This is a genomic window from Salinarimonas sp. (assembly GCF_040111675.1).
GTDB lineage: Bacteria > Pseudomonadota > Alphaproteobacteria > Rhizobiales > Beijerinckiaceae > Salinarimonas.
Genome location: NZ_CP157794.1, coordinates 1,274,477 through 1,294,640, shown reverse-complemented (window position 1 = coordinate 1,294,640; position 20,164 = coordinate 1,274,477). Strand labels below are relative to the sequence as shown.

General features: G+C 70.7%; 19 protein-coding genes. 6 read left to right on the top strand and 13 right to left on the bottom strand.

The window, feature by feature from the left end:
• Window positions 1-5 precede the first annotated feature (5 nt).
• The 3 genes from cydB to ABL310_RS06010 all read left to right on the top strand — a co-directional run bounded on the left by cydB (window position 6) and on the right by ABL310_RS06010 (window position 4,561).
• Window positions 6-1,049, top strand: coding sequence for a cytochrome d ubiquinol oxidase subunit II (cydB, locus tag ABL310_RS06020; RefSeq protein WP_349370789.1), 1,044 nt, complete (start codon window positions 6-8; stop codon window positions 1,047-1,049).
• 567 nt (window positions 1,050-1,616) lie between these two features.
• Entirely contained in the window at window positions 1,617-2,681 is a 1,065-nt protein-coding gene (locus tag ABL310_RS06015) for an IS110 family transposase (protein ID WP_349370788.1), read from the top strand.
• Between the two features lie 815 nt (window positions 2,682-3,496).
• Window positions 3,497-4,561, top strand: a complete 1,065-nt coding sequence (locus tag ABL310_RS06010) for an IS110 family transposase (RefSeq protein WP_349370788.1) — start codon at window positions 3,497-3,499, stop codon at window positions 4,559-4,561.
• A gap of 976 nt (window positions 4,562-5,537) precedes the next feature.
• Here ABL310_RS06010 and ABL310_RS06005 read toward each other — a convergent pair.
• The 6 genes from ABL310_RS06005 to araD are packed head-to-tail and all read right to left on the bottom strand — an operon-like array spanning window position 5,538 to window position 12,740.
• Window positions 5,538-7,547, bottom strand: a complete 2,010-nt coding sequence (locus ABL310_RS06005; RefSeq protein ID WP_349370787.1) for an alpha-glucosidase — start codon at window positions 7,545-7,547, stop codon at window positions 5,538-5,540.
• 15 nt (window positions 7,548-7,562) lie between these two features.
• Window positions 7,563-8,342, bottom strand: a complete 780-nt coding sequence (locus ABL310_RS06000) for an SDR family oxidoreductase (protein WP_349370786.1) — start codon at window positions 8,340-8,342, stop codon at window positions 7,563-7,565.
• 4 nt (window positions 8,343-8,346) lie between these two features.
• A complete protein-coding gene (locus ABL310_RS05995) occupies window positions 8,347-9,231 on the bottom strand; it encodes an SMP-30/gluconolactonase/LRE family protein (protein WP_349370785.1) in 885 nt (294 codons plus the stop codon).
• On the bottom strand, window positions 9,228-10,151 hold the full coding sequence (locus ABL310_RS05990; RefSeq protein WP_349370784.1) for an aldose 1-epimerase: 924 nt from the start codon (window positions 10,149-10,151) through the stop codon (window positions 9,228-9,230). The genes ABL310_RS05995 and ABL310_RS05990 overlap by 4 nt, the downstream gene beginning before the upstream one ends.
• Before the next feature lie 26 nt (window positions 10,152-10,177).
• Window positions 10,178-10,996, bottom strand: coding sequence for an aldolase/citrate lyase family protein (locus ABL310_RS05985; protein ID WP_349370783.1), 819 nt, complete (start codon window positions 10,994-10,996; stop codon window positions 10,178-10,180).
• A gap of 7 nt (window positions 10,997-11,003) precedes the next feature.
• Window positions 11,004-12,740 carry an L-arabinonate dehydratase gene (gene araD / locus ABL310_RS05980; RefSeq protein ID WP_349370782.1) on the bottom strand — a complete coding sequence of 579 codons (1,737 nt, stop codon included), beginning with the start codon at window positions 12,738-12,740 and terminating at the stop codon, window positions 11,004-11,006.
• 488 nt (window positions 12,741-13,228) lie between these two features.
• Between araD and ABL310_RS05975 the strand changes: the two genes are divergently transcribed.
• Together ABL310_RS05975 and ABL310_RS05970 are read left to right on the top strand one after the other, a co-directional pair.
• Window positions 13,229-14,263: a LacI family DNA-binding transcriptional regulator gene (locus tag ABL310_RS05975; protein WP_349370781.1), complete on the top strand. Its 1,035-nt coding sequence runs from the start codon at window positions 13,229-13,231 to the stop codon at window positions 14,261-14,263.
• Between the two features lie 148 nt (window positions 14,264-14,411).
• Window positions 14,412-15,029: an XRE family transcriptional regulator gene (locus ABL310_RS05970; protein WP_349370780.1), complete on the top strand. Its 618-nt coding sequence runs from the start codon at window positions 14,412-14,414 to the stop codon at window positions 15,027-15,029.
• A gap of 23 nt (window positions 15,030-15,052) precedes the next feature.
• Here the strand turns inward: ABL310_RS05970 and ABL310_RS05965 are convergent, their stop codons facing one another.
• From ABL310_RS05965 to ABL310_RS05945, 5 genes are all read right to left on the bottom strand, one after another.
• Entirely contained in the window at window positions 15,053-15,652 is a 600-nt protein-coding gene (locus ABL310_RS05965) for a glutathione S-transferase (protein ID WP_349370779.1), read from the bottom strand.
• A gap of 103 nt (window positions 15,653-15,755) precedes the next feature.
• Entirely contained in the window at window positions 15,756-16,253 is a 498-nt protein-coding gene (locus tag ABL310_RS05960; RefSeq protein ID WP_349370778.1) for a hypothetical protein, read from the bottom strand.
• Window positions 16,254-16,383: 130 nt separating this feature from the next.
• Entirely contained in the window at window positions 16,384-16,596 is a 213-nt protein-coding gene (locus ABL310_RS05955) for a DUF2892 domain-containing protein (protein ID WP_349370777.1), read from the bottom strand.
• Between the two features lie 125 nt (window positions 16,597-16,721).
• Entirely contained in the window at window positions 16,722-17,399 is a 678-nt protein-coding gene (locus tag ABL310_RS05950; RefSeq protein ID WP_349370776.1) for a Crp/Fnr family transcriptional regulator, read from the bottom strand.
• 43 nt (window positions 17,400-17,442) lie between these two features.
• Window positions 17,443-18,006, bottom strand: a complete 564-nt coding sequence (locus ABL310_RS05945; RefSeq protein WP_349370775.1) for a hypothetical protein — start codon at window positions 18,004-18,006, stop codon at window positions 17,443-17,445.
• A gap of 146 nt (window positions 18,007-18,152) precedes the next feature.
• Here ABL310_RS05945 and ABL310_RS05940 point away from each other — a divergent pair, with 146 nt between their 5' ends.
• Window positions 18,153-18,362 carry a hypothetical protein gene (locus ABL310_RS05940; protein WP_349370774.1) on the top strand — a complete coding sequence of 70 codons (210 nt, stop codon included), beginning with the start codon at window positions 18,153-18,155 and terminating at the stop codon, window positions 18,360-18,362.
• Window positions 18,363-18,530: 168 nt separating this feature from the next.
• On the opposite strand, the gene ABL310_RS05935 is transcribed toward ABL310_RS05940, so the two are convergent.
• Window positions 18,531-18,992: a hypothetical protein gene (locus ABL310_RS05935; protein WP_349370773.1), complete on the bottom strand. Its 462-nt coding sequence runs from the start codon at window positions 18,990-18,992 to the stop codon at window positions 18,531-18,533.
• 41 nt (window positions 18,993-19,033) lie between these two features.
• A complete protein-coding gene (locus ABL310_RS05930) occupies window positions 19,034-19,609 on the bottom strand; it encodes a hypothetical protein (RefSeq protein WP_349370772.1) in 576 nt (191 codons plus the stop codon).
• Window positions 19,610-20,164 lie beyond the last annotated feature (555 nt).

Genomic DNA, 20,164 nt, shown 5'->3' with positions numbered 1-20,164 from the left:
GAACCATGTTCGGATATGCCGAGGGTCTCGAGGGGCTCGCCCTGTGGCTGCCGCTGATCTGGGCGGGGCTGATCGCGGTCGCGGTGATCATGTACGTGATCATGGACGGCTTCGATCTCGGGGTCGGGATCCTGTTCCGCCCGGCGCAGCGGGAGAACTGGCGCGACCGGATGATGATCTCGGTCGCGCCGATCTGGGACGGGAACGAGACCTGGCTGATCCTCGGCGGCGGCGGGCTGTTCGCCGTGTTCCACCTGGCCTACGCCGTGCTGATGCCGGCGCTCTATGTGCCCATCATCGTCATGCTGCTGGCGCTGATCTTCCGCGGCGTCGCCTTCGAGTTCCGCTTCAAGGCCGACGCCTCGAAGTTCCTCTGGGACGCGTCGTTCCACTACGGCTCTCTGGTGGCGACCTTCGCGCAGGGCGTCGTGCTCGGCACCTTCGTCCAGGGCTTCACGGTGGTCGGCCGCGAGTTCGCCGGCGGCACCTTCGACTGGGCGACGCCGTTCGCGATGATGACGGGGGTGGGCCTCGTCGCCGGCTACGGCCTGCTCGGCGCGACCTGGGTGGTGATGAAGACCACGGGCGAGCTCGAGATGTGGGCGCGGCGCAAGGCCTACCGCTATCTCCTCGGCTCGGTGGTCGCCATGGCGGTGGTGTCGGTGTGGGTGCCGTTCCTCGGCGTGGAGATCGAGGAGCGCTGGTTCTCGACGCCGAACATCTACTATCTCGCGCCGATCCCGCTGCTCACCGCCCTCGTCGCCTTCGGCGTCTGGCGGGCGCTCGTGAACGAGCGGCACTACGCGCCGTTCTTCCTCTCCATCGCGCTCTTCCTGCTGGGTTTCCTCGGGCTCGGCGTGAGCCTCTTCCCCTACATCGTCCCGCCGACGATCACGATCTGGGAGGCGGCGAACACGGTGAACAGCCAGCTCTTCGCGCTGGTGGGCTTCTCCGTCGTCCTGCCGGTGATGCTCGGCTACACGGCCTACGTCTATTGGGTCTTCCGCGGCAAGGTCGCCGAGGACCTCGAGGAGAGCGGGTACCATTGATGAGCGAACGGATGCGCCGGATCGCCTGGTTTCTCGGGCTCTACGTCGTCGGGGGCGCCGTCTTCATGGCCCTGGTCTACGGCCTGCGGGCGATCGTGCCGGGATGATGAGCGGACCTACCGCTGTCATCCCGGACGCCGAAGGCGATCCGGGACCCAGAACCGCCATCGCATCCCGAGCGGCGTTTACGCCGCGTCCCTCCCCTCGGTCCCGCGCGCAAATCTACGCTCGGCACGGGGCTCGCGATGCGACCTGAAGGTCGCAAGATCGCCGTCGGCGGGTATGGGTCCCGGATCGGCTTCGCCGTCCGGGATGACAAGTGTGGGCTGTCATCCCGGACGCCGAAGGCGATCCGGGACCCGGAACCGCCATCGCATCCCGAGCGGCGTCGACGCCGTGTCCCTCCCCTCGGTCCCGCCCTCTTTTCGGCTCGGCACGGGGCTCGCGATGCGACCTGAAGGTCGCAAGATCGCCGTCGGCGGGTATGTTGGTGTGGACGGCCCCACCCGGCGGCATCTGTGTGCCAAGATGGAGTATCTGCAGCTCGATCTGAGGGAGGGACCGTCCATGAAGGAGTTTAGCGCGATCGGCATCGACACGTCCAAGGCTCATTTCGCGGTGTCCGGCGCGGACGCGTCGGGCCGGGAGGTCTGGCGCGAGAGCGGGACGCCGGCGCGGATGAAGAAGAAGCTTTCGGCGCTTGCGCCGACGCTGATCGGGATCGAGGCGTGCCGGGGCGCGCACCTTCTCGCGCGCGAGCTCGTCGCCATGGGCCACGACGCGCGCATCGTGCCGCCCCAGCTCGCCAAGCCCTTCGTCGGGCGCAACAAGAACGACGCCGCCGACGCCCGGGCGATCTGCCGGGCCGTGCGGGAGCCGGACACGACCTTCGTGCCGATCAAGAGCGAGGCGCAGCAGGCGGCCGCCATGCTCGTCGACCACCGGCGGGCGCTCCAGGCGCGCCGAACCGAGATCGGCAACCGCGTTCGCGGCTACGCCGCCGAGCTCGGGATCGTGGCTCCGCAGGGCGCCCGATACATCCCCACGATCCTCGGCGAGATCCTCGCCCGCACGGACCTGCCGACGCACGCGCGGCTCGTCTTCGAGGATCTCGCCGACGAATGGGAGCGCCTCGGCCCGCGGGTCGCGGCCGCGGAGGCCGCGCTCGTGAAGGCGGCGCGGGCGAGCGAGGCCTGCCGCCGGCTGATGGAGGTGCCCTGCGTCGGCCCGGTCGTGGCCTGGCGCACGATGGTGGCGGTGGGCGATCCGCGGCGCTTCCGCTCGGGACGCGCCTTCGCCGGCTGGCTCGGGCTCACTCCGCGCGACCACACCACCGCCAACAGGCAGCGCCTCGGCGCCATCACCCGCGCGGGCGACATGGCGCTCAGGGCCGATCTCGTCTGCGCGGCGACGGCGCTGCTCCAGCAGGTGAAGCGCCGCGGCGAGGAGGCCTGCGGCGGCGGGCGGCTCGTCGCCTGGGCGGCGCGGCTCCTGCCCAAGAAGAAGTTCAAGGAGGTCGCGGTCGCGCTGGCCAACCGGGTGGCGCGGATCCTGTGGAAGCTCCTCGCCTCCGGCGCGCGCTTCGACCGCGATCACGGCCCGGCCCTCGAGCCGCTGGAGGCCGCGGCGTGAGCGCCGCCGCACCCCGTTTCGCGCCGGCCGGCCGCACCTGCGGCCGCCCCGGCGCGCCCGAGACGCCCGCCGCCCGCCGTGCCCTCCGGGGCCGACAAGCGAGGGCGTGACCTGCAGGAACGAGAGGTGGACCATCGACACGTCGATGATCGGGCCAAGCCGCGGGACCCAATGGCGCGATGAAATCGCGGGTATGTTCGGCGCCCGATCAAGCGTAACCCATCTTGGCCAGCGGCCCTCGGGCCGCGCGAACAGGTCGGACATATGGGTGCAGGCGATCTCGATGAGCCGGCTCGACCCTCTTGCAGACCAGGGGCCGTCCACATATGGGTCCCGGATCGGCTTCGCCGTCCGGGATGACAAGTGTGGGCTGTCATCCCGGACGCCGAAGGCGATCCGGGACCCGGAACCGCCATCGCATCCCGAGCGGCGTTTACGCCGCGTCCCTCCCCTCGGCCCCGCGCGCAAATCTACGCTCGGCACGGGGCTCGCGATGCGACCTGAAGGTCGCAAGATCGCCGTCGGCGGGTATGGGTCCCGGATCGGCTTCGCCGTCCGGGATGACAAGTGTGGGCTGTCATCCCGGACGCCGAAGGCGATCCGGGACCCAGAACCGCCATCGGTTCCCGAGCGGCGTCGACGCCGTGTCCCTCCCCTCGGTCCCGCCCCATTTTCGGCTCGGCACGGGGCTCGCGATGCGACCTGAAGGTCGCAAGATCGCCGTCGGCGGGTATGTTGGTGTGGACGGCCCCACCCGGCGGCATCTGTGTGCCAAGATGGAGTATCTGCAGCTCGATCTGAGGGAGGGACCGTCCATGAAGGAGTTTAGCGCGATCGGCATCGACACGTCCAAGGCTCATTTCGCGGTGTCCGGCGCGGACGCGTCGGGCCGGGAGGTCTGGCGCGAGAGCGGGACGCCGGCGCGGATGAAGAAGAAGCTTTCGGCGCTTGCGCCGACGCTGATCGGGATCGAGGCGTGCCGGGGCGCGCACCTTCTCGCGCGCGAGCTCGTCGCCATGGGCCACGACGCGCGCATCGTGCCGCCCCAGCTCGCCAAGCCCTTCGTCGGGCGCAACAAGAACGACGCCGCCGACGCCCGGGCGATCTGCCGGGCCGTGCGGGAGCCGGACACGACCTTCGTGCCGATCAAGAGCGAGGCGCAGCAGGCGGCCGCCATGCTCGTCGACCACCGGCGGGCGCTCCAGGCGCGCCGAACCGAGATCGGCAACCGCGTTCGCGGCTACGCCGCCGAGCTCGGGATCGTGGCTCCGCAGGGCGCCCGATACATCCCCACGATCCTCGGCGAGATCCTCGCCCGCACGGACCTGCCGACGCACGCGCGGCTCGTCTTCGAGGATCTCGCCGACGAATGGGAGCGCCTCGGCCCGCGGGTCGCGGCCGCGGAGGCCGCGCTCGTGAAGGCGGCGCGGGCGAGCGAGGCCTGCCGCCGGCTGATGGAGGTGCCCTGCGTCGGCCCGGTCGTGGCCTGGCGCACGATGGTGGCGGTGGGCGATCCGCGGCGCTTCCGCTCGGGACGCGCCTTCGCCGGCTGGCTCGGGCTCACTCCGCGCGACCACACCACCGCCAACAGGCAGCGCCTCGGCGCCATTACCCGCGCGGGCGACATGGCGCTCAGGGCCGATCTCGTCTGCGCGGCGACGGCGCTGCTCCAGCAGGTGAAGCGCCGCGGCGAGGAGGCCTGCGGCGGCGGGCGGCTCGTCGCCTGGGCGGCGCGGCTCCTGCCCAAGAAGAAGTTCAAGGAGGTCGCGGTCGCGCTGGCCAACCGGGTGGCGCGGATCCTGTGGAAGCTCCTCGCCTCCGGCGCGCGCTTCGACCGCGATCACGGCCCGGCCCTCGAGCCGCTGGAGGCCGCGGCGTGAGCGCCGCCGCACCCCGTTTCGCGCCGGCCGGCCGCACCTGCGGCCGCCCCGGCGCGCCCGAGACGCCCGCCGCCCGCCGTGCCCTCCGGGGCCGACAAGCGAGGGCGTGACCTGCAGGAACGAGAGGTGGACCATCGACACGTCGATGATCGGGCCAAGCCGCGGGACCCAATGGCGCGATGAAATCGCGGGTATGTTCGGCGCCCGATCAAGCGTAACCCATCTTGGCCAGCGGCCCTCGGGCCGCGCGAACAGGTCGGACATATGGGTGCAGGCGATCTCGATGAGCCGGCTCGACCCTCTTGCAGACCAGGGGCCGTCCACATATGGGTCCCGGATCGGCTTCGCCGTCCGGGATGACAAGTGTGGGCTGTCATCCCGGACGCCGAAGGCGATCCGGGACCCAGAACCGCCATCGGTTCCCGAGCGGCGTTTACGCCGCGTCCCTCCCCTCGGTCCCGCGCGCAAATCTACGCTCGGCACGGGGCTCGCGATGCGACCTGAAGGTCGCGAGACGAGCGCCGGCGGGTATGGGTCCCGGATCGGCTTCGCCGTCCGGGATGACAAGTACGGGCTGTCATCCCGGACGCCGAAGGCGATCCGGGACCCGGAACCGCCATCGGTTCCCGAGCGGCGTCGACGCCGTGTCCCTCCCCTCGGTCCCGCCCCATTTTCGGCTCGGCACGGGGCTCGCGATGCGACCTGAAGGTCGCAAGATCGCCGTCGGCGGGTATGGGCCCCGGATCGGCTTCGCCGTCCGGGATGACAAGTGTGGGCTGTCATCCCGGACGCCGAAGGCGATCCGGGACCCAGAACCGCCATCGCATCCCGAGCGGCGTTTACGCCGCGTCCCTCCCCTCGGTCCCGCGCTATTTTCGGCTCGGCAGAGGGCTCGCGATGCGACCTGAAGGTCGCGAGACGAGCGCCGGCGGGTATGGGCCCCGGATCGGCTTCGCCGTCCGGGATGACACCCCCTTCACGCCACGTTGCGCAGGCTCGCGAACAGCTCGGCGAAGGCGCTGTCCTGGCGGTAGAACACCGGCGGCTCGCCGAAGGGCGCGGCGACCTCCGCCTCCTGCCCGCCCGCGATCTCCCGGCCCGACCAGACGTGCACCCAGTCGGCGCCCGCGGGCAGGTAGGTCGTCCAGCTGCGCTCGCCGGCGCGCCAGACCGGGGCGACGAGGAGGTCGCGGCCGTAGAGATAGGCTTCCTGCGTCTCGAAGGCGCGCGGATCCTGCTCGAAATGCAGGAAGAGCGGGCGCTGGCAGGGCAGGCCCGCCTCCCGCGCCTCGGCGATCAGCGTACGCAGATAGGGGGTGAGCGCCTTCCAGATCCGGGTCATGCGGGCGAAATGGGCGAGGAGCTCGGGGCTGTCGTCGAATTGCAGGTTCTCGCGCGGGCGGTTGCCCTCGTGCGTGCGCATCACCGGCGTGAAGGCTGCCATCTCGGCCCAGCGGATCATCAGCTCGGCCGTGCGCACGTTGCCGAACAGGCTCGTGTAGCCGCCGATGTCCGAATGGTGGTAGGCGTTGCCGACGAGGCCGGAGGACAAGGCCCCGCAGATCACGGTGACGAGCCCGTCGTGGCGCGAGAAGTCGACCGACTGGTCGCCGGCCCAGAGCAGCGGGCAATGCCGCTGCACGCCCGAGAAGCCGGCGCGCATGAAGAACAAGGCCTCGCCGGTCATGCCGCGATTCCCGACGGCGCGGGCGTTCACCTCCGCCCAGAGGACGGGCCAAGCGTTGTGCATGAGCAGCGGATCCGAGCCGTCCGAGAGCACGACGTCGACGGGCAGGTACTCGCCGAAATCCGCCATCCAGCCGGACAGGCCCTTGTCGATCAGCTCCTGGCCGATCACCCGCTCCTCGAACCAGGCGCAGGCGGCGGGCGCGGTGAAGTCGACGACGCCGCAATCGAACTCGCCGAAATCGACCCGGTAGGTCCCGCCCGCGGCGTCCTTCGCCAGATGGCCTTCGGCCTCGGCCTCCTCGAACAGGATGCCGTCGACCGCGAGGTACGGGTTGACGTAGCCCATGAAGCGGATGCCGCGCTCGCGCAGCCGGGCGATCTCCTCCTCGAGCCGCGGATACCAGTTCTCGTTCGCCCGCCAGTCCCAGAACAGGCGCCGGCCGAAGGTCGTGTCGCGCACCCCGACCCAGTCCTCGCACCAGAGCGCCGAGACCGCGCAGCCGGCCTCGAGGTATCTCTCCAGCCGCGCGAAGGAATTCGCCCCGTCCTTGAGGCCGATGATCGCCCCGTTCATCAGCCACTCGGGCAGCGGCGGCTGGCGGCCGAAGCGGGTGGAGAGCCGCGAGACCAGCCCCTCGAACGAGCGCGCGCCGTGGAAGGACACGCGCTCCGGCACCGCCCAGACCTCGATCTCGTGGAAGCTCGTGCGGCGGAAATCGAAGGCGGAATACGCCGTCGTCTCGACGTGGAGCGCGTAACGGCGCGTGGAGAGGAAGGTCGGCTGGGGGTAGTTGGTGTGCCAGTAGTCCCCGCCGGCGCCGCCGAGCTTGTCGGCCTGGAAGGTGATCTCGCTCTTCTTGTCGCGCCCCACGCCCGGCTCGGAGGTCCAGAGCGGGAACTTGCGGCCGGAGAGGTCGAAATACGACATCTGCTCGCCGCCGCCGAAGACCCGCTCGCCCGCCTCCGCCTCGACGCGCAGCCACAGCCGGTTGATGCGCTGATGCGCCTCCACGAAGACGAGGGCGCCCTCCTCGATCCCGTCCTCCTCCACCGCGACGACGAGGCGGGGCTTCTCGCCCTCGTGCGCCGAGAAGGCGATCAGCCGGCCCGCGATCGCGGCGTGGCGCAGGCCGACGCGCTCCTCGACATGGTCCTCGATCTCGAAATTGCCGCGATACATCGCGATGCGCGGCTCCGCGTGGCCGACGAACAGGCAGGGCCGGTCGGGGCGATGGCGCAGGACGAGACGCTCGGCGAGGAAGAGGTCGAAGCCGTCGTCCACGGGGACGATGCGCATGGGGGTCCTTGTCTTTCAGTTCTGGGTGAGGCCGGCGTCGACGACGAAGTTCGTGCCCGTGCAGCCGGCGCTCTCCTCGGACGCGAGGAAGAGCGCCATGCGGGCGACGTGGCTCGCGTCGAGCCGGAACTTGAGGGCCTGCAGGTCGATGAATTGCCGGTTGAGCTCGGGCGTGAGCCAGAGCTTCTCCTGCCGCTCCGTGCGGATGGCGCCGGGCACGAGGCAATTCACTCGCACGCCCGAGGGGCCGAGCTCGCGGGCCAGCGTCTTCGTCATGCCGTTGATGGCGGCCTTCGCCGTGGTGTAGCCGACGAAGCCGGGGCGCCCGCGCATCCAGGAAATCGAGCCGAGCAGGATCACCGAGCCGCCGCCGCGCGCGGCCATTCCCGGCGCGAGCGCCTGGGTGGCGAAGAACTGGTGGTCGAGGTTCAGCGCGAGCGCCCGGCGCCAATAGTCCGGCTCCACGCTCTCCATGGCGTGCCGGTCGTCCTTGCCGGCGTTGTTGACGAGCACGCCGACGCCGTCCTGCCGCGCCTCGATCCCCGCGAGCGTCGCCCGCAGGCCCGGAATGTCGGTGACGTCGCAGGGCTCGAACGCGGCCCCCGTCTCGGCGGCGACGGCCGCCCCGTTCGCCTCGTCCACGTCGAGGAAGGCGACGCGCGCCTGCTGCGCCGCGAAGGCGCGCACCATCTCCGCGCCGATCCCCGACGCGCCGCCGGTGATCACGACGCTCGCGTCCTTCAGCGAGGCGTAGCGGGCGCTGGCGTAGCGGGTCGTTGCGTCGTCTCGGCTCATGGTCTCAGACGTCCGGGTCGAAGAGGGGCTCGAGGCGGCCGGGGACCTCGACGTCGAGCGCGAACAGGCCGCCCGCGTGCGGGTAGCGCGCGCGCTCGTCCTCCGGCCGCCCGCCGCCGGCGGTGGTGACGTAGAGCGTCTTCAGCTCCGGCCCGCCGAAGGCGACCATCGTCGGGCAGCGCGCCGGGATCGGGATCTCGGCGAGGAGCGCGCCGTGCGGCGACCAGCGCTGGATCCGCGCACCCTCGAACAGCGCCGTCCAGTAGCAGCCCTCGACGTCGAGCGCCGCGCCGTCCGGCCGGGCGCGATCGGCGGCCGTGTCGTCGAGCCGGCAGAACACATCGCCCTCGCCGAGCGTCCCGCTCGCGGGGTCGTAGGCGTAGCGCGTGACGGTGAAGCGCGGGGTGTCCGCATGGAAGACGCTGCGCCCGTCGGCGGAGAAGGCGAGGCCGTTCGAGGTCATCAGCCCGCCGACGAGCTTCGTCAGCCCCGAGCGGTCGAGCCGGTAGAGGCTGGCGCGGCCCTCGCGCGCCTCGTCGATCGTGCCCACCAGGAAGCGCCCGGCGGGGTCGACGGCGCCGTCGTTGAAGCGCGACCAGGCCTCGTCTTCCGGATTGTCGGCGAGCTTCTTCAGGACGGCGCCGTCGCGGCCGATCAGGAACACGCCCGAGCGCATGCCGGCGATCAGCGCCCGGCCCTTGGTCAGCCCGACGCAGCCGATGTCCTCCGGAACGCCGGCGATCGCATGGGCGCCGCTCTCGGGATGGAAGCGGTGCAGCGCGCGGCCCTTGATGTCGACGAAATAAAGGGCCTCTTCCTGCGCGTCCCAGACCGGGCTCTCGCCGAGCTCGGCCGCGCAATCGAGGGCGAGGCGGACGTCGGATTTCATGGCAGGCGCTCCACGGCGATGCGCGCCGTCCCGACGAGGCGCTCGTGGGGGGCGAGGATGCGCAGGCCGTGGTCCTTCACCTCGGCCATGCGGTGGATCGCGTCGGGCATGTGCGAGACGGGCTCGACGCAGAAGAAGTCCTTGCCCGGCGGCACGAAGACGACGCAATGCGAGAACAAGGGCTCCGCATCGATGGTGAGCGCGACGCGGCGGTCGGGGAAGGTCAGCTCCGCCTTGCCGCCGAAGCCGGAAAAGGCGTTGTCGAGCGTCACCGTCTCGACCGCCTTGGCCGAGGAGAAGTCGGTGTCGCCCTTGGGCGCCTCGCGCTTCGTCGGGATCTCGTTCTCGTCCGGCAGCCAGACGCTCGCGGCGCGCAAGCGCAAGGTCGCGCCGGGGCGGCGGGGGAAGTAGGGGTGGAAGCCGAGCCCCGCCGGCATCGGGCGGGCGTCGCGGTTCTCGACCGCGAGGGTCATGGTCAGCGCGTCGGGCTCGAGAGCATAGGTCAGCTCGGCGCGCAGGCTGTAGGGCCAATGGCGGGCCGCATCCGGGCTCGAGGCGTCGTGATCGAGGACGAGGGTGACGGCGTTCGCGCCCCGCGGCCCGACCGACCAGCGGCTGCGCCATCCCAGCCCGTGGAGGTAGTGCGGGTTGTCGCCGAAATTCCGCGCGAGCCGGTGCTCCTCCCCGCCGAAGGAAAAGGTCGCCCAGGCGATGCGGCCGGAGAAGGGCACGAGCGGGAAGGAGGCGGTCTGCGTCGCCTCCCCGGCGGCCAGCGCCTCCTCGCTCGCCTCGCGCAGGAGCGGCGTGTCGCCCAACCGGAAGGAGGCGATCGCCCCGCCGGCATGGGGCGCCACCGCGAGGCTCAGCTCGCCGTTCGCGAGCCGGACGAGATCGGGCGTGTCGGGTGTCGGATCGGCCATGGAACTCGGCGCTTGTCGGGAGTGGATCAGTAGGCGGCGCTCGGGCCGCCGGCGGCGGCCCCTTGCGGGGACGCGCCCGCGCCGCGCAGGGTTCCGAGCCAGTCCGCCGCGCGCCCCGTCATCATCGCGACGTCGGAGGCGACCGCCGCGAAGGAATAGCCGTAATCGAGGAAGCGCGCGACCATCTCGGGATTGGGGCCGACGATGCCGATGGGCTTGCCCGCGGCCTTCGCGCCCTTCGCCGCCTCGGCGATGAGCGCCTGCACCTCCGCATGCCCCACCTGCCCCATCCGGCCCATCGCCGCGGAGAGGTCGCCCGGGCCGACGAAGAGCGCGTCGACGCCCTCCACCGCCGCGATCTCGGGGAGCCGCGCGATGGCCTGCGGCGTCTCGAGCTGAACGATCGTGACCGTCTCCTCCCCGGCCCGCGCGAGGTAGTCGGCGGCGCGCCCGAACCGCGAGGCGCGGTGGACGGCGGCGACGCCGCGCACGCCGTGCGGCGGGTACCTGACGAAGGACACCGCCGCGCGCGCCTCCTCGGCGCTCTCGACGAAGGGCACCATCAGGGTCTCGGCGCCGAGATCGAGCACGCGCTTGATCATCACCTGGTCGTTCCAGGGCAGGCGCACGACGGGCGCCGCGCCCGTGCAGCCGATGGCGCGCAGGATGTGGGCGAGGTCGCCGAGATCGATCGGCACGTGCTCCATGTCGACGACGAGGAAGTCGAAGCCGACGTGCCCCATCGCCTCGGCGGTGGCGGGCGCCGCCGCCATCAGCCAGCTCCCGAGCGGCGCGGAGGGTCCCGCCGCGAGGCGGCTCTTGAAGCGGTTGGTGATGTCGATCATGGCGGCCTCAATAGATCGGCGGCTCGGGGACGCTGGGTCCCCCGGCGAGGAAGTCGAAGTCGCAGCCCTCGTGCGCCTGGGAGACGTGGCGCTGGTAGAGGGCGGCGAAGGAGCGCTCGTAGCGATAGGCGGTGGGCGTCCAATCCGCCTTGCGCCGGGCGAGCTCGGCGTCGTCGACCTTCATGTCGATACGCCCGGCCGGCACGTCGAGCGCGACGATGTCGCCGGTGCGCAGCAGCCCGAGCGGCCCGCCGATCGCGGCTTCCGGCGAGACGTGGAGCACGCAGGTGCCGTAATGCGTGCCGCTCATGCGCCCGTCGCAGATGCGGACCATGTCGCGGACGCCCGCCTGGAGCAGCTTCTTGGGGATCGGCAGGTTGCCCCATTCCGGCATGCCCGGCGCGCCGACGGGGCCGGCGTTGCGGAGCACCAGAACGGTGTTTTCGTCGACGTCGAGATCGGGATCGTCGATCACGGCCTTCATCGCGCCGGGGTCGTCGAAGACGAGCGCCCGGCCCTCGTGGCGCAGGAATTTCGGGCTCGCAGCCGAGGTCTTCATCACCGCGCCGTCGGGGGCGAGATTGCCGCGCAGGACCGCGAGCGTGCGGCCCTGCTCCAGCGGGACGGCGGGCTTGTCGAGATCGCGGATGACGTCGTCGTTCCAGCATTGCGCGCCGTCGAGCGCCTCGCCGAGCGTGCGGCCCTCCACCGTCGGGCGGGAGAGATCGAGATGCGCCGCGAGCTTCTTGAGCAGCGCGGGGAGCCCGCCGGCGAACCAGAAATCCTCCATCAGGTAGTCGCCCGAGGGGAAGAGGTTCGCCAGAACCGGGATGCGGGCGGAGACCGCCGCCATGTCGTCGAGGGTGAGGTCCACCCCCGCCCGCCGCGCCATGGCGACGAGGTGGACGGCGGCGTTGGTCGAGCCGCCCATCGCCATGTAGGCGACGAGCCCGTTCGTGAAGGTCTCGCGCGAGAGGATGGTGGAGGGGCGCACGTCGTCCCAGATCATCTGCACGATGCGCTCGCCGCAGGCGGCCGCCATGCGGCTGTGGCCGGAATCGACGGCGGGGATCGAGGAAGCGCCGAACAGCGTGAGCCCCATCGCGTCGACGATGGAGGTCATGGTGGAGGCCGTGCCCATCGTGTTGCAGGTGCCGGCCGAGCGCGTCATGCGGCTCTCGAGGTCGACCCAGTCCTGCGCCGAGAGGCGCCCGGCGCGGTACTCGTCCCAGTATTTCTTGGTGTGGGTGCCCGCGCCCGTCTTCACGCCGCGCCATTGCCCGTTCGACATCGGCCCGGCCGGGCAGTAGATCACTGGCAGGTCCATCGAGAAGGCGCCCATCAGGAGGCCCGGCGTGGACTTGTCGCAGCCCCCCAGCAGCACCGCGCCGTCGACCGGGTGCGAGCGCAAGAGCTCCTCCGCCTCCATGGCGAGGAAGTTGCGGTAGAGCATGGTGGTGGGCTTGACCATCACCTCCCCCACCGAGAGCGCGGGGAGCTCCACCGGATAGCCGCCCGCCTGCCAGACCCCGCGCTTCACCGCCTGCGCGCGCTCGCGCAGATGGGCGTGGCAGGGGCTCATGTCGGACCAGGTGTTGAGGATCGCGACCACGGGCTTGCCCATGAACTCCTCGCGCCGCATGCCCATCTGCTGCGTGCGCTGGCGATGCGCGAAGGCGCGCATGTCGTCGGCGGCGTACCAGCGCTGCGAGCGCAGGCTCTCGAGGGTGCGGCGGGTGGTCATCGGCGTCCTCCGGGCGCGCATCTTAGCGCTGCGAAGATCCGACGCAATGCGGATGATGCGCGGGCGGATGGGGCGGGGGCGCACAGGCTTGCGGAAAGCGCGGCCAGCCTCCCCTCTCCCTCGTGGAGGTGGGTCGGGGTGAGGGGATTTCGCGCACCCTCGATCCCGGACGCTCGATGGAGAGCGCGCCGCCCCTTCTCCTTCCCTGTAGGGGAAGGTGGCTCGGCGCAGCCGAGACGGATGGGGCGCGCGGCACGCGCGTTCGGCGAAGCCGAAATCGACGGGGTGAGACGGTCGCCGCCGGGGACTTCCGCTTCGCGGAACGCGCCTTCGGCGCGCCCCATCCGTCGCCGCGCTACGCGCGGCGCCACCTTCCCCTACAGGGAAGGAAAAAGCTCGACCCGCGCGCCCCTCCCCTGCGCCGTTTGACATCCCCCGCCCGCTCCGCCACCGTCTCCTGTATCGCAGCGCTGCGACGAGAACGGCGAATGGACGAGACCGGGACGGTTCGGCGGGGGCGCCGGAAGATGCAGGCGGTGACGATGGCGGAGGTGGCTGCGACGGCCGGCGTCTCGGCCTCCACCGTCTCGCTCTATTTCCGCCGGCCGAAGGGCGTCTCGCCCCTCGCCCGCGAGGCGATCGCGCGGGCGGTGGCCGATCTCGGCTACGTGCCGAACCTCGTCGCGGGGGGGCTCGCGGCGGCGGGCTCGCGGGTGGTGAGCCTGATCGTGCCCTCCGTGCGCAACGCCTTCTTCGCCGAGACGGTGGCGGCCCTCGAATCCGCGCTCGCGCCGCAGGGCCTGCAGGTGCTGCTCGGCCACACCGAATACGACCTCGCCCGCGAGGAGGCTCTCGTCCGCGCCGCCCTCTCCTGGGCGCCGGCGGCGATCGTGCTCACGGGGCTCGCGCACACCCAGGGCACGCGCGCCCTGCTCAAGGGCGCGCGGGTGCCCGTGGTCGAGATCTGGGAGCGCGGGGCGCCGCCGATCGACATGGGGGTCGGCTTCTCGCATCCGGAGGCCGGCGCCGCGGCGGCGCGCCGGCTGACCGGGCGCGGGCGACGCCGCCTCGCCTTCGTCGGGGCGCGCATGCAGGAGGATCGGCGCGCCGCCCAGCGCGCCGAGGGCTTCGCCGCCGCGGCCCGCGCAGAGGGCGCGGACGCCGCGATCCTCAACCATCCGGGCCCCGCCGATCCCCAGGCCGGCGCCCTCCTCCTCGACCGGGCGCTGCGCGAGGTCGCGGGCCTCGACGGCGTCGGCGCCTCGAACGACCTCGTCGCGCTCGGCGCGCTCTTCGAGGCGCAGCGCCGCGACCTCGCCGTGCCCGAGCGCCTCGCCCTCGTCGGGTTCGGCGACCTGCCCTTCGCCGCCGCCTGCGTGCCGCCGCTCACCACGATCCGCCCCTCCGGCGACCTCGTCGGGCGCGAGACGGCGCGCCTCGTCCTCGCCCGCATGCGCGGCGACGCCCCCCTCGAGCGCGAGGTCGACACCGGCCACGTGCTGGTCGAGCGCATCAGCGGCTGAGCCCCTCCGTATCGCGGCGCCCCGTGGCGCCGATGGCATGGAACCCGGGCTCGGAATCGCTTGCGCGGCCCTGCCCGCTTCGGCATGGTGCGTCCGAAGTGACAAACGGGCGTTCTGCTTGACGAACGCCGCTGCGGGAAGGTGCCTCATGGGCGTCGAAGGCAAGGAGCGCACGCGCGAGCTCGAGGCGGGGGCGCAGGTGCTCTCGGGACAGCTCGGCAAGACGATCCAGCGTCTGCGCAAGGCCTACAATCTGTCCCTCTCCGAGCTCGCCGAGCAGTCGGGCGTGGCGAAGTCGATCATCAGCCAGATCGAGCGCAACGAGACCAACCCGACGCTCGCCACGATCTGGCGTCTCTCCCAGGCCCTCGACGTCTCCATCGAGCGCGTGCTCGCGACGGTGGATGACGAGCCCTTCATCCAGAAGTCGTCGCGCGCCGATACGCCGATCCTCGTCTCCGACGACGGCAAGATGCGCCTCGCCATCATCGGTTGGATCAAGACCGTCGAGTGGCTGCAATGGTACGACGTCCTCTCCGAGCCCGGCGGCGTGCTGGATTCCGAGGCGCACCAGCGCGGCTCGGTCGAGCACCTCTCGGTTCTCGAGGGCGAGTTCGCGGTGGAGGTGGCGGGCGTGATCCAGCACGCCCGGAAGGGCGAGACCCTGCGCTACCGCTGCGACCGGCCTCATACCGTGCGCTGCGTCGGAGAGGAGCCCGGCCGCGCGACGATGGTGTGCATCCTCAAGGCGGCCGTGATGGAGTGAGGCCGGCGCGCCGGCCACGCCCCTCAGCTCGGGCGGCTTTCGTCGAAGGCGGGCACGCGGGCGGCGAAGGCGTCCAGCCAGGCGACGAGCTTCGGATGGCCGGCGCGCCAGGCGCCGGCGAAGCGGAAGTCGAGATAGCCGAGCATGCAGGCGACCGTGATCGTCCCCGCGTCGAGGCGATCCCCCAGCGCGTCCGCCTCGGCCTCGAGCACGGCGAGCGCGCGGGAGACCTTCTCGGCCTGGTAGGCGACCCATTTCGGCTCGCGCCGATCCTCCGCGCGCCAGCGCGTCTCGTAGATCTGGATGATGGCGGCGTCCATGATGCCGTCGGCGAGCGCCTGCAGGCGCAGCACGCGCACGCGCGCCTCGCCGGCCGGGATGAGCCGCCCGCCGCCGGCGAGATCGTCGAGATACTCGACGATGACCCGGGAATCGTAGATCGGCTCGCCGGCGTCCGTGATCAGGATCGGGATCTTGCCGAGCGGATTCTGGCTGCGCAGATCGTCCGCCGGGTCGTTGGTGTCCGCGGGGACGACCTCGATGCGGTCGGAGAGGCCGAGAATGGCGGCGGCGAGCTTGACCTTGCGCCCGAAAGGCGAGGCCGGAGACGAGCGCAGGATCATGTGACGACTTCCTGTGTAAACGGACGACAGTCCGTTGTCCCACGGCGGGCGGCGGCCGCGCAAGCGCGCGCGCCGCCCGTCCCCGCCTGCGCGAAGCCGCGCGTCAGGGCAGCATCATCTCGCAGTTCGGGGCGGCGTGGAGATGGCGCTCGACGCCGATGACGCACCATTCGACATCGTGCGAGGATTGCACGAAGACCCCGAGCTCCTCGCGGATCAGGTAGTTGACCCGGTGCTGGCGAACATGCTCGCCGAGCGCGACATGCGCGACGGCGGTGCAGAAACGGCGCGGATAGAAGCTGTCGCCCCACGGCCGAAAGGCGACCGAGCGGACGTGGTCGATGCCGACGATACGCAGCCCCGAATCCCAGAAGCGCGCCTCGCGCCGATTGAACTCGGCGGAGATGGTCGCGAGGATCGTCGGCGCGTCGCAGGCCGGAACCGTTCCGTCGAAGGGGATGGTGCGCTGCTCGGCCGGGGGCGCGCCGTAGTACCAGCCGCCGAGCCGGTCCTCGGCGCGCACGCCGTAATCGGCGGCGAAGGCGGGCGCGGCGAACGCCGCCGCCAGAGCCGAGACCAGAGCCAGAACCGCCTTGCGCATCGCCCGCACCCTCCACATCGCCGCATCGCAGTGCCGCGACGATGCGGAAGGCGTCGGGGGAAATCAAGCCGAGCGAGACGCCGCGCGACACGTTCCGCGCGCGGCGTGTCGTTCGGGCGACAGAGCGGCCTCAGGCGTTGCTCGCCCGCGAGCAGGTGTTCACGCCGATCAGGCTGTAGGCCGGGCACCACCCGATCAGGGCGGTGAGGAGCGGGACGACGCCGATCCAGCCCACCACGTTCCAGCCGGTCTGCGGGAAGCCCAGCCCGAGCGCGAAGGCGATCAGCAGAAGGCCGGCGACGATGCGGATGGCGCGGTCGATGCCGCCCATGTTGCGGGTCATGACGTGTCTCCTCGGGTGGTTCGGCCGGCGGCCTCTCCGCCGGCGCCCTCGGACACGTTGTAGCCCGGGCCCCGTCCGAAGCTCGGTGACCTCGTCACTCAGGGCGATCCCGGAGGGCCGCGCCTCTACCCTGCCTGCGCCTGCGTCGTCAGGCGCTCGCGGTCGCGCACCAGGATCTCGCCGCGGGCGAGGGTCACGAGGCCGTCGCGGGAGAAGGCGTTGAGCGTGCGCGTGATGACCTCGCGCGCGGTGCCGAGCTCGGCGGCGAGGTCCTGATGCGTGGCGCGCGCGACGCCGCCCTCGCCCGCCCGGGCCAGGATGGCGCGGGCGAGGCGCTGGGGCAGCGCGTGGAAGACCGTGTCCTCGAGCACGTGGACGAGCTCGGAGAGCCGCGACGCGTAGGCCGCGAGCGCGTCGTCGCGAAAGGCGGCGGAGGCGCCGAGCAGCCGCCGGAAGGTCGCGGCCTCGAGCAGGACCGCCTCCGCGTCCTCCTCCACGAGCGCCTCGGCCGATTGCGGGGTGCAGGCGAGAAGGTTCGAGGTCGTCAGCACGCAGCTCTCGCCCGGGCCGACGCGGTAGAGCACGATCTCGCGGCCCGTCTCGGCTACGAGCGAGACCCGCAGCCGGCCCGACAGCACCAGCAGCCAGTGCGCCGGCTCGTCGCCCGGCCGGAACGCGACGGCGCCGCGGCGCAGCTTCGCCGTCTTCGCGGCGCCGGCGATCGCCGTCGCCGTCTCGGGCGGCAGGCCCAGCGCGCCGAGCCGGCCGGCGAGATCGGAGCGGGACTGTGGGGTGTCGGTCATGGCGGCGATCCCGGCGGCTCGCCCAGCGCGGCGCGCGGGGAGATTATTCCCCGATCGTCGCGCGCGTAAAGACCGCGAGCGAGACCCGCGCATCCTCGTCGAGCCAGGTGGCGCGCCCGGCGACGAGCCCGCCTTCGCGCAGCAGGTCCTCCGCGGACGCCCCGGTCTCGCAGGCGGCGAAGACGCCGCGGCCGTCGGGGATGGCGACGTCGTGGGCGCGGGCGAGGTGGAAGGCGCCGAAGCGCGCGGGCCCGACGAGGTCGAACACCGCCCGCCCGCCGGGCACGGCGATCTCCCCGCCCTCCGGGACCGCCGCCGCCAGCGCCTCGGCGAGGCTCGCCTCTCCCGGGTTCCACCAGAAGGCGTCGGCGCGCCGCTCGACGCCGCGGGCCGATCCGGAAACGACGATGCGCAGGCGGTTGCGATGGTTCGGGCTCGCCTCGTGCGAGAGCCGGCCGAGCAGGGTGGCGTCGGCGCGGTCGAGGCCGGCCTGGAAATAGGCCCAGTCCGCATCGTTGCGCAGGGCCTCGGGGAAGCGTCCCTGCGCGTCCGCGAGGCGATCGTCGCGGCTGACGATGACGTAGCCGTGGAGGGCGTAGGCCGGCACGCGGGCGGCTCCTTCGGGACGCGGGGGACACGGACGCCCGTCCCTAGCCCGCGGCGCGCGCCCGGGCAATCCGCCGCCGGCGGGACCGAACGTCGCCGCCGCGCTCCGCGTTGTCCCGGCGTGTCGGCGTAACACGGGAGGACGTCATGACGACCGAGCGCGAAGGTGACGAGGCGGCGCGCCGCCGCGAGGAGGAAGAGCGCCGGGAGAAGGCGGAGCCGGAGAAGAAGGAGCGCATGCCACCGGCCGGCCCGCACGATCGGCCGGACCTGATCAATCCGGACGCCACGCCGGGCTCGGGCATCCTGCCCTCGCCGGACGAGCGCGACGGCGAGACCGATCCCGCCGGCGGCTGACGGCGCCACGGAACGCGGATGCGGGACGCACGTTCGCGGGGCGAACGCGATACCCGACCGGAGGCGATCTCCGAGGCTAGAAAAGGAGGAGACGCGCAATGCGTCGGGAAGATCGGGAGGGCAGCGACGACATGTCGGTCGTCGCGCCTCCAGAAACTTCGTCGAAGCTCATGGGCAGACTTCAGCGCCGCCAATACTGATAATCGCAGAATTATCAGCCTCTAATATCAGATAAGTATCTTCTAATATTTCTAGTTTAAGACAGTCTTGGTGGCGTTCTATGAACAATTCGAGGATTTCAATCGGTTCGGCAGATTCTTTGAAGTCGCGGCGTGTCTCCATATCGATGAGGTCATGCGGTTCAAATCTGATGCGCTGGCATTCCGCATGCATGATTTTCTCGCCAAGGTATCGAACCCACGCTGGTTCACTACAATACGCACCAAGCGCAGGTTTGATGGCAAGTTCGAAGAAAGGGCGTATGCTCGTCTGTCCATCTCGCGGACGTATTTCTGCGGTGATCGGCTCGCTATTCACGCGATCATATATATGCCAAAATGAGTATCCTATAGCAGAAACAGAGAGCGCAACCAATATACCAAGGGTGAGCTGCTTCCAGAACCCGCTCAAGAACTCTCGCCAGCCCGGGTTCCGCTCGTTGCGGTCCCCATTCATTGCAGGGCCGGGGCGGGTATGAAAAGGCTATCACCCGTTCGACCAACTCGGGAGCGCAGATGCATAGTTTGTTCTGTCGTGATAAAAAATTCACTTTCTCCAGGCTGGACAACCACACATGAGATTCGCACTTCTCCAGTATCGATGTCCATATAGTCGCCTGCACTTGCTTCAAATAATGCTTCTATGCATGCACCAATTTCGCCTTCATTAAGAAGGCTGGCAATGAATTCATCGAGTTCAGAACTTCGCTTTTCAACAATTGACCTCGCCGTGGAAAGGCGGCGCGCAAGCGGCAAAGTCTCTCCTGACAATGCTGAACGAAGAACATCTTCGATCGGCTGCGCTTCTGAGCTGATCGTGGCCCCTTCCTTATCTGCTCCGCCAACGGCGAACGTGCAGATACCCGCATCTCGATTCGAGTAGGCACTCACGTCGACGTCGGAATAGGCCACGGCGACCGCATCTCGTGAAACTGTGCCAGGCTCACACTTATACTCAGGATTGCTCGCACTCAGAACATCAATTTTGGCGAGCAATACGACTGCGGTGAGAACCATCTGCTTGTGCACGACCGGTCTCCAGATCCGAGATATGTGAAGAGAATGTACAACCTCGGCCAGCGGGTCAAGGCGTGGTGAGGTCAAACGTCAGCATCGGCGTCGGCCGCAAGGGCTAGGCGCACGCACGTCCGCACACCTGAAATCTAAATCTCCACGAATCGAAGCGACGTCGGCCGTCAATGCCATCAGATTGTCGTCACGCGCGAACCGAGCGCGGCTTCCTCGGACGTGCTCCCAACCAGATCGCCGGCCTCTGCAGCCATCGTCATCCCCCCGAACGCTGCGCCATCTCGCCGCGCGCACGATTCGCGCGGCCGCCCACCGCGGCGCGCCCGGGCCGCGCCGCGGCAGCCTGCCGTCGCGGAAAACAGGCTCTGCGCACAGGCGTTTGCTACGCAAATCCCCCCATGCGGCCTTCTGGAACCGTTCCAGCTATGGACAGACGAGCGTCGCCGTGCCAAAGGCATCGCCGCGCGGGCGACGCCCGGTCGCATTGCCTGTGCGCGGGCGCTCATGCACTTCCCCCGGCAAGGTCCGCGCAGCTTGACCGTGAGGCGTGTCCTT

Excerpts from the sequence above, each read along its gene's own strand:
- araD (WP_349370782.1), bottom strand. The coding sequence starts at position 12,740 with ATGACCACCCGCCGCACCCTCGAGAGCCTGCGCTCGCAGCGCTGGTAC.
- ABL310_RS05970 (WP_349370780.1), top strand. The coding sequence starts at position 14,412 with ATGGGCGTCGAAGGCAAGGAGCGCACGCGCGAGCTCGAGGCGGGGGCG.
- ABL310_RS05995 (WP_349370785.1), bottom strand. The coding sequence starts at position 9,231 with ATGAAATCCGACGTCCGCCTCGCCCTCGATTGCGCGGCCGAGCTCGGC.
- ABL310_RS05950 (WP_349370776.1), bottom strand. The coding sequence starts at position 17,399 with ATGACCGACACCCCACAGTCCCGCTCCGATCTCGCCGGCCGGCTCGGC.
- cydB (WP_349370789.1), top strand. The coding sequence starts at position 6 with ATGTTCGGATATGCCGAGGGTCTCGAGGGGCTCGCCCTGTGGCTGCCG.
- ABL310_RS05990 (WP_349370784.1), bottom strand. The coding sequence starts at position 10,151 with ATGGCCGATCCGACACCCGACACGCCCGATCTCGTCCGGCTCGCGAAC.
- ABL310_RS05960 (WP_349370778.1), bottom strand. The coding sequence starts at position 16,253 with ATGCGCAAGGCGGTTCTGGCTCTGGTCTCGGCTCTGGCGGCGGCGTTC.
- ABL310_RS05985 (WP_349370783.1), bottom strand. The coding sequence starts at position 10,996 with ATGATCGACATCACCAACCGCTTCAAGAGCCGCCTCGCGGCGGGACCC.
- ABL310_RS06010 (WP_349370788.1), top strand. The coding sequence starts at position 3,497 with ATGAAGGAGTTTAGCGCGATCGGCATCGACACGTCCAAGGCTCATTTC.
- ABL310_RS06000 (WP_349370786.1), bottom strand. The coding sequence starts at position 8,342 with ATGAGCCGAGACGACGCAACGACCCGCTACGCCAGCGCCCGCTACGCC.
- ABL310_RS05965 (WP_349370779.1), bottom strand. The coding sequence starts at position 15,652 with ATGATCCTGCGCTCGTCTCCGGCCTCGCCTTTCGGGCGCAAGGTCAAG.
- ABL310_RS06005 (WP_349370787.1), bottom strand. The coding sequence starts at position 7,547 with ATGCGCATCGTCCCCGTGGACGACGGCTTCGACCTCTTCCTCGCCGAG.
- ABL310_RS05975 (WP_349370781.1), top strand. The coding sequence starts at position 13,229 with ATGGACGAGACCGGGACGGTTCGGCGGGGGCGCCGGAAGATGCAGGCG.
- ABL310_RS05955 (WP_349370777.1), bottom strand. The coding sequence starts at position 16,596 with ATGACCCGCAACATGGGCGGCATCGACCGCGCCATCCGCATCGTCGCC.
- ABL310_RS06015 (WP_349370788.1), top strand. The coding sequence starts at position 1,617 with ATGAAGGAGTTTAGCGCGATCGGCATCGACACGTCCAAGGCTCATTTC.
- ABL310_RS05940 (WP_349370774.1), top strand. The coding sequence starts at position 18,153 with ATGACGACCGAGCGCGAAGGTGACGAGGCGGCGCGCCGCCGCGAGGAG.